General features: G+C 62.0%; 10 protein-coding genes and 1 pseudogene. 5 read left to right on the top strand and 6 right to left on the bottom strand.

All coding sequences use genetic code 11. From position 1 onward, the window contains the following. Positions 1–203: 203 nt before the first annotated feature. The 3 genes and pseudogenes from HMPREF2912_RS02230 to leuA all read right to left on the bottom strand — a co-directional run. Positions 204–1,370: pseudogene (locus tag HMPREF2912_RS02230) on the bottom strand (DNA polymerase III subunit epsilon); the annotation flags it as partial. 98 nt (positions 1,371–1,468) lie between these two features. After that, positions 1,469–3,370, bottom strand: a complete 1,902-nt coding sequence (locus HMPREF2912_RS02225) for a hypothetical protein (protein ID WP_070564281.1) — start codon at positions 3,368–3,370, stop codon at positions 1,469–1,471. A 303-nt stretch (positions 3,371–3,673) separates the two neighbouring features. Beyond that, on the bottom strand, positions 3,674–5,488 hold the full coding sequence (leuA, locus tag HMPREF2912_RS02220; RefSeq protein ID WP_070683134.1) for a 2-isopropylmalate synthase: 1,815 nt from the start codon (positions 5,486–5,488) through the stop codon (positions 3,674–3,676). A gap of 305 nt (positions 5,489–5,793) precedes the next feature. On the opposite strand from leuA, the gene HMPREF2912_RS02215 reads away from it, so the two are divergent. Next, positions 5,794–6,987 (top strand): mannosyltransferase family protein, encoded by a 1,194-nt coding sequence (locus HMPREF2912_RS02215; RefSeq protein WP_070683133.1) that lies wholly within the window; start codon positions 5,794–5,796, stop codon positions 6,985–6,987. Positions 6,988–7,001: 14 nt separating this feature from the next. Here HMPREF2912_RS02215 and HMPREF2912_RS02210 read toward each other — a convergent pair whose 3' ends face one another. Beyond that, entirely contained in the window at positions 7,002–7,874 is an 873-nt protein-coding gene (locus HMPREF2912_RS02210) for a DMT family transporter (RefSeq protein WP_070683132.1), read from the bottom strand. 146 nt (positions 7,875–8,020) lie between these two features. On the opposite strand from HMPREF2912_RS02210, the gene HMPREF2912_RS02205 reads away from it, so the two are divergent. Further along, the gene (locus HMPREF2912_RS02205; RefSeq protein WP_070561344.1) at positions 8,021–9,286 is read left to right on the top strand and encodes an aspartate kinase; all 1,266 of its coding nucleotides are present in this window, start codon (positions 8,021–8,023) and stop codon (positions 9,284–9,286) included. Between the two features lie 19 nt (positions 9,287–9,305). Continuing rightward, complete coding sequence (locus HMPREF2912_RS02200) at positions 9,306–10,343, top strand: aspartate-semialdehyde dehydrogenase (RefSeq protein ID WP_070683131.1); 1,038 nt, start codon at positions 9,306–9,308, stop codon at positions 10,341–10,343. 135 nt (positions 10,344–10,478) lie between these two features. Here HMPREF2912_RS02200 and HMPREF2912_RS02195 read toward each other — a convergent pair whose 3' ends face one another. Both HMPREF2912_RS02195 and HMPREF2912_RS02190 read right to left on the bottom strand, forming a co-directional pair. Continuing rightward, positions 10,479–11,801, bottom strand: coding sequence for a YkvI family membrane protein (locus tag HMPREF2912_RS02195; protein ID WP_070524051.1), 1,323 nt, complete (start codon positions 11,799–11,801; stop codon positions 10,479–10,481). A gap of 277 nt (positions 11,802–12,078) precedes the next feature. Then, positions 12,079–12,627 carry an RNA polymerase sigma factor gene (locus HMPREF2912_RS02190; RefSeq protein WP_070524053.1) on the bottom strand — a complete coding sequence of 183 codons (549 nt, stop codon included), beginning with the start codon at positions 12,625–12,627 and terminating at the stop codon, positions 12,079–12,081. 176 nt (positions 12,628–12,803) lie between these two features. Here HMPREF2912_RS02190 and HMPREF2912_RS02185 point away from each other — a divergent pair, with 176 nt between their 5' ends. Together HMPREF2912_RS02185 and HMPREF2912_RS02180 are read left to right on the top strand one after the other, a co-directional pair. Further along, a complete protein-coding gene (locus HMPREF2912_RS02185; RefSeq protein ID WP_070524055.1) occupies positions 12,804–14,360 on the top strand; it encodes a catalase in 1,557 nt (518 codons plus the stop codon). A gap of 117 nt (positions 14,361–14,477) precedes the next feature. Beyond that, the gene (locus tag HMPREF2912_RS02180; RefSeq protein WP_070524057.1) at positions 14,478–15,929 is read left to right on the top strand and encodes a hypothetical protein; all 1,452 of its coding nucleotides are present in this window, start codon (positions 14,478–14,480) and stop codon (positions 15,927–15,929) included. The last annotated feature ends 326 nt before the right edge of the window (positions 15,930–16,255 follow it).

Here is a 16,255-nt window from a genome sequence, read left to right as displayed (position 1 = left end):
GACTGAGCAGGCTTGTCGCTTGCGGATCCGTCGGCCGGGGAGCCCTGGTGTTTCTTCTGCCCTTGTCCTTGTTTAGGGGAGTGCTGGGCGTTGGAGGACTTGCGGCGCGAGCGGCGGCGGTTCTTGTTCGTGGAACGATTGCGGTTGGGCTGCCCACTGCTGTGGCGCTTACCCGAATTGCTCGTTGCGCCGGAGGTGGATTGCTCTTCAGGTTCGGTCGGTTCCTCGATGCGCTCAAGGGCCGCGAGGAAGGCAACATCGGACATCAGCGGGATGTCCTTGCGGTGAGCATGCATGGGCTTGCCCACAAGGTTGGTGGTGATGTTGCAGACCACGAGGGACGTCTCGCGGGAGAGCTTCTCCGAGTAGTTCAGCTCCTCACGGGCCAACGCCGCGATGATGGTGTCGGGGTCCTCGGTGATCTCCGGGGCAACGACGATCTCCATGCCGCGGATGAGTTCCTTGCCGGGCACATAGGGGCCGGGGTTGTGGTGCTGACGGGGAGCTTCGGCAGCGTCGACGCGGACGTGGGAACGCTGTAGCCCAAAGCGATCAGCTCGCAGCTCATCCGGTGCCGCGCTGCTGAGCGGGCCCGCGGCTTGCGCACGGTAGAGGTCCACGAGCAGACGGGTCGCCTCGCGGGAGGTGTCCTTTTCCGGTCGTTGCGCACGGGCGACGCTGGCGGTGGGGTCGGGCGCGGGAAGACCGGTATCCCGTGCGACGGCCGCTAGGCGGATATCGGTGCCCCACACGCTTTGGCGGCGAGCGGTGGCAAGCGTATCCACGATGGTTACTGGGGTGGGAACGTGTCCCACCTTGAAGCGACGGCGCCGGCCTTTACCGCGGTTGCGGTTGCGCGCGCGGTTTTGACGAGCGGCGGCAGTCATCGCGCGGCGCGCTTCGGCGACGATGAAACCCCAGGTGTACGGGGCGTCGTGGACGATGAGCGTGCGGCCATCGATGAGCCGATCCAGCGGCTTGAGCAACATGGAAAAGGACTGACCCGCCTGGATTTCCTCAGCGCTCAAGCCGTGAAGATGCCGGGGGCCAGGGTCTTCGCCGGGGTTGAGGACGGCGTGGAACTCTTGGCCGGTTTCACCCGCGGCGTTGAGTGTTAGCGCATCCACGGTAAGCAACCGACCCGTGGAGGGGTGAATGCCAGTGGTCTGGATGGTCAGCGCAACAAAGGGGAAGGCAGCGAGGGCTGCTTCGCGGGCCGACGCCCTATCTTCTTTGCTGTTCTGCTTGTTCTCAGCTGAGTGAGGGCGCGGTCCTGGTTTCGGGGCGCTGGATTGTGGCGACGCCGCGGCCGGCGTCTCTGCTGCGCTGAGCTGCGCTGCAGGTTCGGTGGGGCCGGGTGTCGTAGTCATTGTTCACAGTTTAGTACCCAACCGCGAGGAAGCTGGAAAGGGCACACGTGAAGCTGCCGTATCCCCCAAATCGGCAGCGAGGCAGGGCGTGCTGCGGACTAGTCGGCCTCGATGATGATGACCCAGCCGTCGTGGTCTGGCGTGGGCTCGGGGGTCGGTTCGGGCTCACGGCTCGGCTCAGGAGTGCGGTCCGGTGTGGGCTCAGAAGTCTGTTCCGGCTTCGGCGTGGTGCTGGGCTTAGGTGTGGTGCTCGGTTTAGACGAGGTGCTGGGCTTAGTCGTGGTGCTTGGTTGAGACGAGGTGCTGGGCTTGGGCTGCTGAGTCTTTGTCGTGGTTGGCGTAGCAGTCGTGGATGCAGCGGGCTTGGAGGTCGTCGGTGCAGGAGTAGTCGACTCCGCTGGCGTAGTCGTGGGCGGAGTGCTGACAGGTGTGGTGGTGCGGGACGTTGGCGTCGTAGCAGTCGTCTTCGGCGCCGAAGTTGATGAGGTCGGTGTCGTCGAAGAAGTTGGGGTCGCCGAAGGCGATGACGTCGGCACGCTCCGCGTGGAGCTGGGTGCGCTCGTAGTTGTGGTGGTGGAGGTGGAATCCTCCTGGCGGGGCCGTGACGTGCGCGACGTGGACTCTTCTGTGGCTTCGGTTTCCCGCGGTGCTGGCGGTGTGACTTCAGCGTGGTGCGTGTTGCGCGGGGAAGGGATTGCCTCTCCGGGCGTGACGAGCTCTGCACGTTGCGTGGGCTCGGCCAGCTTAATCGGCTCCGTCGGCTCAGACAGTTCCGTTGGCTCCGCCGGAGTCGAGGAAGTGGTTCGGTCGAGGGCGCGTGGTGCTACCGAGTGCCCCTGGTTATCGGGGCGGTGGGCGCCTGCAGCCGTGTCCTCGGTTGCGTCAGCTTCGCTGGAAAGCGCGGCGTCAGCTTCTGCATTATTGGCCGGGCTGGGGGCAAGGAGCGAAGTGGTGTGCTCCTCTAAAGCCGAGTCAGCAACCTGATTGGGGGCGGAGTGAAGTGCGTGCACAGAGGATACGAAGCTAGCGGTTCCGCCGATGATGACGGCAACGCTTGCCGCGCACACCAGCTTGACACCAGTACTAGCAGCGGCGATCTTTGAGCCAACTGTTGCGGCGGTCCCGAAGGATTTCAAGGAGAGGACTTGTGCGCCCTGTGTGGCAGCGGAACTTGCGGTGTGTGCTGTGCCCGTTGCCTGGAACCCGCCTACCGGAGCGGTTGCTGCATGAGCCCTATCGGTGTTTGTGGCCGTCGCGGCAACCGCGCCAGCGGCGGCAGCGATGACGCCGGCGGCCCCCACGGCGACGTGAGCGTCCGGTGTTCCTTCGTCGGAGTAGACGGTGAGGGCTGGGGACTTGTCATCCGGCGTGAAGTAGGCGCGCGCAATGGCAATGAGACCCTCGTGCTTGAATCCAGCGATGGTATCGCTCAGCCACGTGGCCTGATCGCGCGGAACGGTGGCGATGAGCTTGTCATCGAGATGAATCTCGATGGCGCGGCGGAAGAAGCGCCGGCTGTTGGTTAAGCGCACGAGTAGATGCGCAGGGTGCTTCGGCAGGGAACGGGTGCGGGCCGAAAAGTCAGTGATGCGAAGGGCACGGTCGCCGTCGAGCATGCCCCATCGCTGAGCCGGGGGAACATTGATCGGGACGCACAGGCCTGGCTCCGGGAGGAGAACCTCGAATGCCGGAACGGTTTCCTCCACCGCGTCCTCGCGGAGCGAAATCTCTGCGGTGGCCTGTGGGGTCAAACCCGCGCTAATGATCCAATCCAATTCCGTGTAATCGGCGGATTGGGAAGCGGGGATGACGCCAACGATGTCATCTTCATACCGGACGCGGAAGCCGGAGCTTGAGTGCCCACACAGGGTGACGTTGAGGTGATTGTTATCCGCCAGGGAGAGCAGCTGCAGGAACATCTCCGGGTTAACGGCGTCAACCGTGAGGCGGCGAGGTTCACCAAACCCAGAGTGGGGGACCACGTAGTTAGTGACCGTCATAGTGTTCGCCTTCGCCTGCCGAACTGCAACAAATGCGCGCAGTTGCAAAACTGAGCGCAGTAGGGAATGCCGAAGTTCGGACTGAAATTCTTATTGGGTGCACAAGGTGTTCAATGTCTTTGTGCAATTGTGTCGCGTATTTATTCTATAGCTCTCCGTGCTGGCCTACAACAATGTGTAGCCAGCGCGATGTTACGGTCAGTAGCTTTAGCGAGGGGAGTGCGAGTGCGAGAGACTGCGCAAGGAGGAGGCGCGCGGAACAGCTCGCCTTCTCCTTGTGTCGCCCTGTGTCGCGGCAGAGGATTAGTCCGCGCGATTGACCGCTGAAGTAATGGCGTTGATGGACGCACGGGTGGTGGATCCGGCGATGCCGGCACCCCACACTTGTGCGCCATTGACTTCGGCGGCGATGTAGCAGGCGGCTTCGGCATCGTCGCCGGCCGTACGGGACTGCTGGGAATAGTCGATGACCTCGAAGTCGATCCCGACGTCTTCCAGCGCGTTGGCGTATGCGGCGATGGGGCCGTTACCCATGCCGGAGACAATGCGCTTCTCGCCGTTAAAGACGATGGTTGCGGTGACCTTGGCGTCTTCATCCTCCGTGGTTGAGTTATCAACTTGGAAGGTGACGAGCTCCAGCGGGGAGGTGCGCTCTAAGAACTCGTTGGCAAAGATATCCCACATGTTCTTGGAGTTGACTTCGCCACCTTCGGCGTCGGTCACCGCCTGCACGACGGAGGAGAACTCCGCTTGCATGGCGCGCGGCATATTGATGCCATGATCGGTCTTCATGATGTAGGCTACGCCGCCCTTGCCGGACTGCGAGTTGACGCGGATGACCGCCTGGTAATCGCGGCCGACGTCCTTCGGATCGATGGGCAGGTAGGGAACTTCCCAGGTGGTTTCCTGCAGTTCTTCCCACGACACCTCGGTGTTGTTCGCGCCTGGGCGCACCTCCTGCGCCAGGGCGTCCAGGCCCTTGTTGATGGCATCCTGGTGTGAACCGGAGAAGGCGGTAAATACCAGCTCGCCGCCGTAGGGGTGACGCTCCGGCACGCGCAGCTGGTTGCAATACTCCACCGTCTCGCGGATCTTAGGCAGATCGGAGAAGTCAATCTGCGGGTCCACGCCCTGGGTCAGCATGTTCAGGCCCAGGGTAATGATGTCCACGTTGCCGGTGCGCTCACCGTTGCCAAACAGGCAGCCTTCGATACGGTCCGCACCGGCCATGTAACCCAGCTCGGCGGCGGCGATTCCCTCGCCGCGGTCATTGTGCGGGTGCAGGGACATGATGATGGAGTCCCGCTTCGCAAAATTGCGGTGCATCCACTCGATCTGGTCGGCATAGACGTTGGGGCTGATCATCTCCACCGTGGAGGGCAGGTTGATGATCATGGGGTTCTCCGGAGTTGCCTCCATGATGTCAACAACGGCATCGCAGACCTCGACGGCGAAGTCCAGTTCGGTGCCCGTGAAGGATTCCGGCGAGTATTCCCAGCGCCAGTTGGTATCGGGGTAATCCTTGGCAATGCCCTTGATGAGCTCCGCGGCGTCCGTGGCCAGCTTCTTAATGGCCGGGCGGTCCTTGCGGAAGACCACGCGGCGCTGCAGCTTCGAGGTGGAATTGTAGAAGTGAACGATGACGTTCTTGGCGCCCTGGCAAGCCTCAAAAGTACGGCGGATCAGGTGCTCACGGGCCTGGACCAGGACTTGGATGGTGACGTCATCCGGGATCTTATTGCCCTCGATGATTTCGCGAACAAAGTTGAAATCCGTCTGGGAGGCGGACGGGAAGCCTACCTCAATCTCCTTGTAGCCCATCTTGACCAGCAGATCGAACATGCGGTGCTTGCGCTCAGGGCTCATTGGATCGATGAGAGCCTGGTTGCCGTCGCGCAGGTCCACGGCGCACCACTGTGGCGCCACGGTGATTTTCTTGTCTGGCCACGTGCGGTCAGGCAGCGAGACCGGTTCTACCTCTTCGGCGAAGCTCTGGTAGCGGTTTACTGGCATCGAGGAACCGCGCTGCTTGTTCCACGCGGGCTGGTTTTCGTTGCGCGGGCCAGCCGGGGTGGTGATTTCGCGGGGAGCGGAGATGAAAGAATCGTTGGGGGACATGGTGGTTGTTCTCTTCCTTGTCTGGGGCCTATGGGTCTGGGGCCAAAGGCGTTTTACTGTGCTGCGCTATTTATGGTGCGCAGCTTCGGCGTGAATCGTGGGGGACGGCCAGCTGCGGTGTGTTGGCATCACCGCGCTCCGCGGCGGGGCGCTGGCCGTGAAGCTAGAAACCTAAAACCCGCCGCGGCTACTAAGGAGGAGAGTGTGCCGCAAAGTCATGTGAGCCACACTACAGCCCTTCTCATTCTATGGCAACCGATTTCACATATTGGGATGTGTGATGTGGGTGGCTAGGATGATGTGGCGTGCATGAAGAAAACTCGACGAAGACTACTCAGGATCCGGGGGAAGAGCCCACGGCGGATAGCGGGCGCGCGGCAGACGCCTCCCCTGCTGGCACGCAGGGGGCGCTGTCACTGGTGCCGCTTGCCACGTTGGTCGCGGTTGTTGGAACCGCGGTGCGCATTGCCGTTCTGAACGTCATCGCCGCCGTCAATGACCAGGAGCTGTGGGATCGGCTCACGTCGTGGGATTCCAAGTACTACCTGGAAATTGCTCGAGTGGGATATTTTGACGCGGATATCCACACTGATGGCCCAGTCTATGAGACGACAATGGCCTTCTTCCCGGGCTTTCCCATGCTGTTGCGGGTCCTGGGATGGACCGGGATCAGCCTCGAAGTAGCCGCGCTCATCGTTAACACCCTCCTCACCGTGGCCATGGCTGCCGGCGTTATAGTCTTGGCGCAGCGCTTGGGGGCGGGGCGCCGTGGGCAATGCGCCGCTGCCATCGTGGTGAGCAGCGCTCCGATGTCCATCGTGTTCTCGATGCCTTATACCGAAGCTCTCTTCGGGGCCCTCCTGGTGTGGGGACTCGTCGCGCTGGATGATCGCGCCTGGTGGCGCGCGGCGGCGTTCGGCTTTGCCTTATCGTTTGTGCGGCTGACCTCCGTGGACTTCCTTGCTGTCTTTGCCTTGTGGGTGCTCATCTATGGGCGGCGCTCGTGGCAGGCCTGGCTCAGCCTCATCGTGGCAGCGCTTCCGCTGCCAGCGTATTTATTGTGGACGCAGCGCTACCTCGCAGAGGCCGGCGGCTACTTTGGCATCCAGACCGAGCACTGGCATTCCACCTTCGACTGGGGTGCTGCCACCGTACGGTTCGTGTGGGAAGTTCTGACGGAGAAGAACGATGTGGGCTACCTGCTTAGCGTTCTGGTGATCCTGGGCGTCCCCGTGCTGCTGGTGGCGGCGTGGGGAAGGCTGAATCCGGTGGCGTGGTGGTTTAGCGCCGCGCTGTGTGCGAATGTGCTGCTTTCCGACGGCATCATGCACTCGCGCCCGCGTCTCCTCCTGCCCGCGATTATCTTGGCGCTTCCGTGGGCCGTGCGCGCGGCAGAGGCGCTGCGACCCCGCGAGCTCTGGCTCGCGTGTAGCGCCTGGGTCCTGTGGTCGGCGTGGTTCTCCGCTTATATGCTGGTGGTCTTTGAATGGGCCATCTAGCACGGAAGCTAGTCCTAGCGCGGGCTTTGCTCCGCGCGCTGGGCGCTTCCCGGGTTGACCGGCACGCGGGACAAAACGATCGTGGCGAGGATCATGACGATGAGCGAAACCCCCATCACGCACCAACCCGCAACGCTATTGACCTGGAATTTTTCGCCCAAGACCCAGTAGCCCAAACCGAAGGCCACGATGGGCTCCATGATGGTCATCGCAGGCAGAGAGTGCGCAAGGGCGCCAGCGTGGAAGGAATATTGCTGGATCACCGTTCCGGCAGCCGCCAGCCCAATGAGCACGTACAGCTCCCAGCTGGCCAGCAAGGCTGCGATGCCTTCGTGGGAGAGGACGTCCACCACTGCCTTGGCTACGAGCGCCACGTAGCCATACAGGATGCCGCACGCGCTCCCGAGCGCTAGGGCGGACTCCTCCGGCCGGTTATAGGCCGCCACGAACAGAGCGGTGAGGGCAAGCGCGCCGAGGGCGAAGGCGGGCCACCATTGGGACCAGGTGGGCGTCGTCAAGCCTGCGGTGGGGCGCCCATAGACCACCATGATGCTCACCGCGATGGTCAGCGTGAGGCACCAGAACACCTCCCGTGCCGGCATCGGCCGCCGGGAATACCAGGCGGCGAGCGGCAGCGTGAACATGAGGGACAGGATGAGGATTGGCTGCACGATGAGCAGCGTGCCGAAGTGGAGAGCGACGAGCTGTAGCGCGTAGGCAATAACGGCGGCGCTGGTCCCCACCCACCACAAGGGAGTCCGAATAGCGGTGCGCATGACGCTCCTGGAGCTAGCGTCCAACACGATGCGGTGGCGTATGACTGTGCCCCAGGCCACGACTAGCGCGGAGGCCAGTGCAAAAGTAATGGCAACCAGGTTTGAAAGCATCGTTTCTACCCTACCTGGAATTAATATCCAGCACGTGTTTCGATGGGAACCAAAGGGCGGTAGTCTAAAGGAGTTGACTGCCGGTCTATAGGTATTGGGCGGTGAACAGGTAATGGCCCTCACAAACAGGAAAGGTGGGACCGTCAGTGGCCCTAGTCGTACAGAAATACGGGGGATCCTCCCTCGAAAGCGCAGAGCGCATTCGCGCGGTGGCGGAGCGCATTGTGGCGACGAAGAAGCAGGGCAACGACGTCGTTGTTGTGTGCTCCGCCATGGGAGATACCACCGATAACCTGCTTGATCTTGCAGCGCAGGTCAACCCCGTCCCGCCGCAGCGTGAGATGGACATGCTGTTGACCGCCGGCGAGCGCATCTCCAACGCACTCGTTGCCATGGCCGTGGAGTCCCTTGGTGCCAAGGCTCAGTCCTTCACTGGTTCCCAGGCCGGCGTGCTCACCACCGAGCGCCACGGAAACGCCCGCATCGTCGACGTCACCCCGGGCCGTCTAACCGAAGCCTTGGAGAAAGGCCGGATCTGCATCGTTGCGGGTTTCCAGGGCGTGAACAAGGAATCGCGTGATGTGACCACCCTCGGCCGCGGCGGCTCGGACACCACCGCGGTGGCGCTGGCGGCAGCGCTCAAGGCCGATGTGTGTGAGATTTACTCCGATGTCGACGGCGTTTATACCGCCGACCCACGCATCGTCCACAACGCCCAGAAACTCGACCAGCTGTCCTTCGAGGAGATGCTGGAGATGGCAGCTGTGGGCTCTAAGATTCTGGTCCTGCGCAGCGTCGAGTACGCCCGCGCGTTCAACGTTCCCCTTCGAGTCCGCTCATCTTATTCAAACGACCCCGGCACGCTCATCGCCGGTTCAATGGAGGATATCCCCGTGGAAGAAGCAGTACTTACTGGTATCGCAACCGACCGTTCCGAGGCTAAGGTCACCGTCCTGGGCATACCGGACCGCCCAGGTGAGGCGGCCAAGTTGTTCCGCGCCATCGCGGACGCCGAGATCAACATCGACATGGTTCTGCAAAACGTCTCCTCGCTGGACTCCGGTACCACCGACATCACCTTCACCTGCCCGCGCTCGGACGGCCCAAAGGCCATGGAGATCCTGGCCAAGCTCAAGGAAGAGGGGCACTGGACCAACGTGCTTTACGACGACCAGGTGGGCAAGGTCTCCCTCGTCGGTGCCGGCATGAAGTCCCACCCGGGCGTTACCGCAGATTTCACGGAGGCATTGCGTGACGCCGGGGTCAACATGGAGCTCATTTCAACCTCCGAAATCCGAATTTCCGTGCTTACCCGCGAGGCCGATCTGGAGAAGGCCGCCGTGGCCCTGCACGATAAGTTCCAGCTAGGTGGCGAGGAAGAGGCCACCGTTTATGCTGGTACCGGACGCTAAAAATTAAGGAGTAAAGGTCATGACCACTGTTGCAGTTGTAGGCGCTACCGGGCAGGTTGGCCGCGTGATGCGCACCCTCTTGGAGGAGCGCAACTTCCCGGCCGATACGGTCCGCTTCTTTGCCTCCGCACGCTCAGCAGGCCAGGAGCTCACCTTCCGCGAGGACAAGGTCGTCGTCGAAGATTTGGCAGAGCAGACTGTGGAGAGCCTTGCAGGAATCGACATCGCCGTGTTCTCCGCCGGCGGTTCGACGTCCAAGCAGTATGCACCGCTCTTCGCCGAGGCCGGCGCCACCGTGGTGGATAACTCTTCTGCGTGGCGCCGGGATCCGGACGTGCCGCTCATCGTGTCAGAGGTGAACCCGCAGGATAAGGACAACGTCACCAAGGGCATTATCGCCAACCCGAACTGCACAACCATGGCGATCATGCCGGTGACGAAGGCGCTTCACGACGCCGCCGGTCTCACCACCATGCGCGTCGCCTCCTACCAGGCCGTGTCCGGTTCCGGATTGGCCGGCGTGGAAACCTTGGTCAAGCAGGTGGCCTCAATCGGTGACCGCAACGTTGAGCTCGTCCACGACGGCTCTGCGCTTGAGGTCTCCGAGGAGGATTTGGGCCCCTATGTCGCTCCGATTGCGTATAACGCGCTGCCGTTGGCGGGCAACCTCGTGGATGACGGAACCGAAGAGACCGACGAGGAACAGAAGCTGCGCAACGAGTCCCGCAAGATTCTGGGCATCTCAGAGCTGAAGGTGTCCGGCACGTGCGTGCGCATCCCGGTGTTTACTGGCCACACCATGGTCGTACACGCGGAGTTTGAGAAGCCGATTACCCCGGAGCAGGCCCGCGAGGTGCTGTCCTCCGCGCCGGGTGTCAAGGTCGTCGATGTGCCGACGCCCCTGGCGGCAGCAGGCATCGACCTTTCCTTGGTCGGGCGCATCCGCCAGGACCAGACGGTCGAGGACAACAAGGGCCTCGTCTTCGTCGTGTCCGGCGATAATCTGCGCAAGGGCGCAGCGCTCAACGCTATTCAGATTGCGGAGTTGCTGGTCTAGCGTGTGGCGCACGACAGCGCCGCACTGTTCTCCTCAATAAAAGAAGTCCGCCGCCAGAGTGAATTCTGGGGCGGACTTCTTTTTATTCGCTTTTATGTATAGCGGGACGCGCGGCCCGCTATACATGCGGGAGCGCTAGTCCTTCGGGACCTCGGGCTTGGTGTGCTCCACGAAGGTCACGGAGGGGTCTGGATCTTCGCGGTCGTATTCAATCTCATCGTCGGCTTCGAGTTCCTCGTGGATTTCCTCGGCGACGACTTCGACGAACTCCTCCGTTTCCATGTTGGAGGCAGCGGCAAGCTTACGCAGCTCGCGCTCGTTCTTCTTGGTGAAGTGCTCGCGCGGGTCGAGGCGGCGCTTGACCAAGGTGCGGGCGCGCACGCGGCGGTCAGACTCGGAGGTGATCTTGTCACGCTGGGTAATCCAGCTGATGACCATGACTGCAATCATGAGCAGGCCAATCCACCCCAGGATCGGGTAAACGCTGGATACTAGTTGCTTGAAGCCGACGAAGGAAAGGATAAAGCCCACGACACAGGCGCCCGCGTAGACGGGGTAGAAGAGCTTCGGCTTCTTGCGGGTTAGGCGTTTGCCCATGGCATAGAACATGCCGATGGCGGTGTTAAAGACCATGCCGTAGATGATGAAGGTCATGAAGTAACCCAGGATCGGGTTCACGTTGTTGATCAACGTGAGCACCGGAAGATCCTGATGGTATACGTCCGGCGCCACCATGTAGAGGGAGACCACGAGCAGGGCGAGCAGGAGCAGGTAGAAGAAGCCGCCGATGAGGCCACCGACACCGACGGCGCGGTTATCCAGGATGTTGCCGCCGATGACGATGGACATCGACACCGCGCACATGACATTCAAGCCGGTGTAGTTCAACGCGGCCAGCCACCAGTTGCTCAGAGGGCTTTCGACGTTGTTGACCGCGAAGTCATTGGCACTGGACCAGTCAACATCGGTCACGATGATGGTGTAGCCGGTGGCCAGGACGACGAAGATAATGATGAAGGGTGTAATCGCACCGATAACGGAGCTCACCTTGTCCACGTCGAGGAGGCCCACCAGGAGCACCAGAACGAGCATAATGGCGCCGCCTACCCAGACGGGGATGCTCTCGAACTGCTGGTTGAGGGTGGAACCGCCACCGGCGAACATGACGAAGCCGATGGAGAACAACGTGGCTAGGGTGCCCCAGTCCAGCACTCGGGAGACGATGGGGCCACTAATCTTGTCGTAGACGGCCGTGTGCTCGTCCGCTTGGAAGTAGGAGCCGAGCTGCAAAATGGCTACACCAGTAATGATCATGAGGGCGGAGGCGAGGAGTACACCCCACAGTCCCATGTTTCCGAAAGCCACGAAGTACTGGAGTGCTTCCTGGCCGGAGGCAAAGCCGGCGCCGACGACGACACCAATGAAGGCCATGGAAATGGCCACTGCGCGTTTCCACATAAGGTAAAGAGGTCTCTCAATCTCACACGCGCCGGGGAATGTCATCACAACCCAAGGTGTGGTGCGGGCAATCGGGAAAGCCTCGCGGGCCCGGTTCGACTATCGATTTATCACGTGTGCCTCGAAAAAGATTAGGTGTGGTCGATAGGTATTTTCCAGCTGACACTACGATTTCTCGCTGAGCTGGCACCGGACGGGCCGCCAGGACCTGTCAGTTGCCGCACGTCTGCGCAGGTGCTGTGACTCTCGACGCCCATTTATAACGGCTCGATAACGATTATCCGCGCTGGTCGATGAGGTCCTTGCGGGCGCGGGCGACGCGGGAGCGAATTGTGCCCACGCGAACCCCGGCGATCTTCGCAGCCTCCTCGTAGGTGTAGCCCAAGACTTGGGTCAGGATGAGGGCTTCGCGGCGGTCTTCTGGGAGGGCGTCGATAAGCGCGCGGGCGTCGATCCACTCGCTCCACGTGCCCGAGCTCTCCGGGGTCGCGGCAAGGGCGGCGGCGTCCTCATACTCGGTGGCGGACTTGCGCGGGCGGGCCATGTCGTGGCGAATATTGTCCACCCACACGCGGCGGGCGAGGGAGAGCAGCCACGTGCGTGCTGAAGAACGGGCGGCGAATCGGGGGAGTGCGCCGATGACACGCAGGTAGGTCTCTTGGGTGAGGTCGTCCGCGATATCTGGGCCACCGAGGTGGGCGAGCAGGCGCCAGACATCATCTTGGGTGGACTTGATGAACTCCGTGAGGGCTGCGCGGTCGCCGCGGCCCGCCTTGAGGGCGAGATCGGTGACGCGCGCATCGTCGCGCTCGGAGTGTCGTTTCACCTCCCATAATTTACCAGTCGGGGGCGTGGGCCTCGGGAACCGCTGGGGCTCCTCTGTGGGCGTCTACGTTTGGGAAAAATTCTGTTGCGTAGGTCATTTTTAATGGGTAGGCTATGAAAGGTCCGAGATTGATAACGAATCACAAATTATCAACAACTGTAGGAGGCATTAACCCCATGACTAACGCTTCAAACGAGTTCGTTGCAGACAAGGTTCTGGATAAGGGCCAGCGCGCCCCGGGCGGCGAGAACACCACCCGCCCTTCCGGTCAGCCCATTGCAACGGAAAACACCAGCATCACCGCTGGTGAAAACGGCCCGGTCGTGCTCAATGACATCCACCTTATTGAGAAGCTCGCACACTTCAACCGCGAGCGCGTGCCGGAGCGCACCCCGCACGCTAAGGGCCACGGTGCCTTCGGCGAGCTGCACGTTACCGAGGACGTATCCGCTTATACCAAGGCCAAGCTCTTCCAGAAGGGCACCGTGACTCCGATGATGGGCCGCTTCTCCACCGTCGCCGGCGAGCAGGGTTCCCCGGATACCTGGCGTGACGTCCACGGCTTCGCGCTGCGTTTCTACACTGAGGAAGGCAACTACGACATCGTGGGCAACAACACCCCGGTGTTCTTCCTGCGTGACGGTATTAAGTTCCCGGACTTTATCCACTCCCAGAAGCGTCTGGGAGCCAATGGTTTGCGCGATGCTGACATGCAGTGGGATTTCTGGACCCGTAACCCGGAGACCACCCACCAGGTCACCTACCTCATGGGTGACCGCGGTACCCCGAAGACCACCCGCCACCAGAACGGCTACGGCTCCCACACCTTCCAGTGGGTCAACGAGTCCGGTGACGCCTTCTGGGTGAAGTACCACTTCAAGACCCGCCAGGGCGTGGAGAACTTCACCGACGCCGAGGCGACTGAGATGGCCGGCAAGAACGCTGACTACCACCGCGAGGACCTCTACAACGCCATCGAGGAAGGCAACTTCCCGGTCTGGGACGTCAAGGTCCAGATCATGCCGGTGGCAGAGGCCGAGGAATACCGCTTCAACCCGTTCGACCTCACCAAGACCTGGTCCAAGAAGGACTACCCGCTGGTGGATGTCGGATACTTCGTGCTCAACCGCAACCCGCGTAACTTCTTCGCGCAGATTGAGCAGGTTGCCCTGGATCCGTCCAACATCGTCCCGGGCATTGGCCTGTCCCCGGACAAGATGCTGCAGGCACGCGTCTTCGCATACGCCGACCAGCAGCGCTACCGCATCGGACCGAACTACAAGCAGCTGCCGGTGAACCAGCCGCTCAACCAGGTCAACACCTACGAGCACGAGGGCTCGATGCAGTACTTGTTCAACGCCCCGGAGGATCCGGTCTACTCGCCGAACCGCCACGCCAAGGGCGGCGGCTACATGGACGGCGATGAGAACCTGCGCTTCAAGGAGCAGGAGACCACCACCGCTCCGGACCTTTACGTGAACCCGGATCCGGCCGGCATCGACTTGGTTCGTGCGCCCTACGTCCGCCACGCCGAGGACAATGACACCGTTCAGGCCACCGACCTGTACGAGAACGTCTACGACGACGGCGCCAAGGAGCGCCTCGCAGACAACATCACCAACGCTATGGCTGGCGTGTCCCCGGAGACCGAGGAACGCGTCTACGCCTACTGGGATGCTGTCTCCCCGCAGCTGGGCAAGCGCGTACGCGAGCTCTTCGCGGAGAAGAAGTAATCCTTTAGCGCGAGTGCGCTAACACAGGCCCCGCTAGTGACCGAAGAACACGGTACTGGCGGGGCTTTTCCGCGCGCCTGACCGCTTTTTCCCAGCGTGAACGATAGTTTCTTTTACATGACCTCACGCCTAGCCAGTCCTGCTGACGCCAACCGGAAGGTTGGCACCCGCGCTCTTATTCTCACCCTCGTGCTCATCGTGCCGCTCATTGTCGGTGCGGTCGTCGCCGCCGTGTCCAAGTGGCAACCAGCCGAAACCTGGTCGCAGGAACAGGCCGGGGCTCCCAGCGATGGCACCATCGATCCGGCTGAGCTTTACGACGTCTCCCGTGCCCTCTCGGAAGCCAATGCCCAAGCCGGCTTTTTGGCTAATGGCGCGCAGCAGCTTGCCGACGGCACAGGGGAGCTGCAGGATGGCGCCGGTGAGCTCGGCGGTGGAGTAGACAAGCTGGCCGGCGGCTCGCAAGAGCTTTATGACGGGCTCGTGCAGCTGCAGTCCGGCACCGCCCAGCTGGGCAACGGTGCTACCGAGCTGGCCGACGGCGTCGGCGGAGCCGTCGACCAAGTCATCGGTCTAGGGGTGGTTCGCGGACAGCTCTTGCAGGCAATCGATGGCACCTTAAAGGACCTAGAAGGAAACAACTCGGCGGAGGCGAAGAACATCCGCTCGCAGCTTGGTGATCTGCGCGGCCAGGTGGAGAACTTCCAATTCGACCAATCCGTTCAGGATCAATTGACGCAACTTAAGGATGGCTCGCGCGACCTTTCTAATCAGCTGGCCGTCAGTGGTTATGCCTATCACGATGGCGTCTACCAAGCCACCGAGGGCGCGAAGCAACTCAATGCCGGTATCGGTGAGCTCAACGCGAAGGTCGATGAGGCCTTGAAGGGTGTGGACAAGCTTGTTGCCGGTGCGGAGAAAGTCGATGGCATGGCCAAGCAGAACCGGACCAAGGTGCAGGGCGCGCAGCGTGCGATGCCGACCGTCGCCGGGCCCGCCGAGGGCGGCAGCGAGCCCGCCCAGCTGCTGAGCCCCATTGTCGCTATGTTGCTAGCAGCCATCGCTGCTCTTGGCGGCGGTGTTATCGGCGCGCTGTTGACGCGCGTGGAGCGCCGCATCCTCACGCTTCTCGGCGGGGCGGTGCTGATTGGTGTCGTCGTGGGCTTGCTCGTGGCCCTCCTGGCTACTGGCGTGACCGCAGCCGCGGTGGCCTGGGCGGGGCTCGCGGCGGCGGGGGCCGGGGTGGCGTCGGCAAGCATTGTGTTCGCGCTTGCGCGCGGCCTTGGCGCTGGCGGCTGGGTCCTGGGCAGCGTGCTCGCCGTGGCGCAGGTTGGCATCGTGGGCTGGGCGTGGAAGGCGGCGTCGACCGGCACCGATCTCAACGCCGCGATGAGTGCGCTCGTGCATCTCTTCCCCATGCAGTGGGCCACCTCCGCCATCACCGTGGCAGGTAATGGTGGGCAGTCCCCACAGTTGTGGACTGCTCTGGCCATTTTGGGGGTAATCACCATTGCGGCCTTCGTGCTCGTGGGGGCACCTGCAGGGCGGGCCGAAAAGGAAAAAGCCTAGCTCACGGCCCTGCGTCCGACACATCGCAGAAGTGCCACGATATGTTACTCGGTTTTCCAGATTTTGCTACCGCTGTGAATGGAAAGAGTGCTAGAGTGAAAGTCGCTCACAAAGCCTACTTAGGGGGTAGGCAAACGGTTTCTCCAATCCGTTGTGAGTGATAGGGAATAGGGGCGACGCGGCTGCTGTAGGGGCACCGCGTCGTTTCCAATTGTGGGGGTAAAGTTGGCGGTACCGACTGCCCAGGGATTGGAGAATCGCCGTGACTGACTCTCGCGATATCAAACCTTTTGGCTTAAGGGACATTTCGTGTGGATTTGCGGCGT

Origin of the sequence: Corynebacterium sp. HMSC056E09 (assembly GCF_001813425.1) — a bacterium.
Taxonomy (GTDB): domain Bacteria; phylum Actinomycetota; class Actinomycetes; order Mycobacteriales; family Mycobacteriaceae; genus Corynebacterium; species Corynebacterium hesseae.
Note: the sequence above shows the minus strand (reverse complement) of the source record. Positions and strands in the feature narration are given on the sequence as shown.